Consider the following 1,095-nt stretch of genomic DNA (forward strand, 5'->3'; position numbering starts at 1 on the left):
GCCGACGGCGGCACGGTGTACCTGCGGCACACCCCGTTCGCCGGCCCGGACGACGGTCCCCGGGCGCGGGCGCTGTACGTGCACGGCCTGGGCGGGGCCTCGACCAACTGGACCGACCTCGCCGGGCTGCTGTCCGGCCGGCTCGAGGGGTACGCCCTGGACCTGCCCGGCTTCGGCCGCTCCGCGCCCCCCGCGCGCGGCGGCTACGCGGTGGCCCGGCACGTGCAGGCCGTCGAGGCCGTGCTCGCCGACGTCGCGGCCCGGCCCGGACCCGGCGCGGGCGAGCCGGTGCACCTGGTGGGCAACTCCCTCGGCGGGCTGGTCAGCCTGCTGGTCGCAGCCCGTCGTCCCGACCTGGTCGCCACCCTGACGCTGATCTCGCCCGCCATGCCGGTGTACCGGGTGCCGGCGGCCTTCGACCGGGCGATCGCGCTGCTGCTCCTGCCCGGCATCCCCAGCCTGGCGGAGAAGCGGGTGCGGCTCGGCGCCCCCGAGGACCGGGTCCGGATGACGCTGGAGATGTGCTTCGGGGACCCCGCCCGGGTCCCCGAGGTCCGGCTGCGCGAGGCGGTGGAGGAGGCGCGGCTGCGCGACGAGCAGGCCTGGGCCGGCCGCGCGCTCACCCGCACCATGCGCGGGCTGATGACCTCCTACCTGCGGGTCGGCCGGGCCAACGCGTGGCGGGCGGCGAGGGGGGTCACCGCGCCGTCGCTGGTGGTCTGGGGTGACCGGGACAAGCTGGTGGACCCCCGCCTGGCACCCCGGCTGGCGACCACGCTCCCCGACGCCCGGCTGCAGGTGCAGGCCGGGGTCGGCCACGTGGCCATGATGGAGGCACCCGAGGACACCGCACGCGCCGTCCTGGCGCTGCTGGAGGAGGTCGACGGCGCCTGACCGGGCAGCCTGGGACGGGTGCGACGGGACGGACGGACACACGACCGGGACGCCCCGTACGGACCGGTCCGCGCCGTGGTGCGTGAGAGCCTGTCCGGCGTGACCCCGCCGGACCGCGACGCGCAGGGGCGGCCGCCCGTGCCGCCGCCGCTGGTCGGTCCGCGCCCCCGCGCCCGGTCCCGGGCGCGGCCGACGTTCCCG

At 78.5% G+C, this 1,095-nt stretch carries 1 protein-coding gene; it reads left to right on the forward strand.

The features are described from left to right. Positions 1-894 (forward strand): alpha/beta fold hydrolase (locus NH342_RS23045; protein ID WP_253018718.1); only part of this gene is annotated, 894 nt, incomplete at its 5' end. Positions 895-1,095 lie beyond the last annotated feature (201 nt).

The organism is Klenkia sp. PcliD-1-E (assembly GCF_024124375.1).
Classification (GTDB): Bacteria; Actinomycetota; Actinomycetes; order Mycobacteriales; family Geodermatophilaceae; genus Klenkia.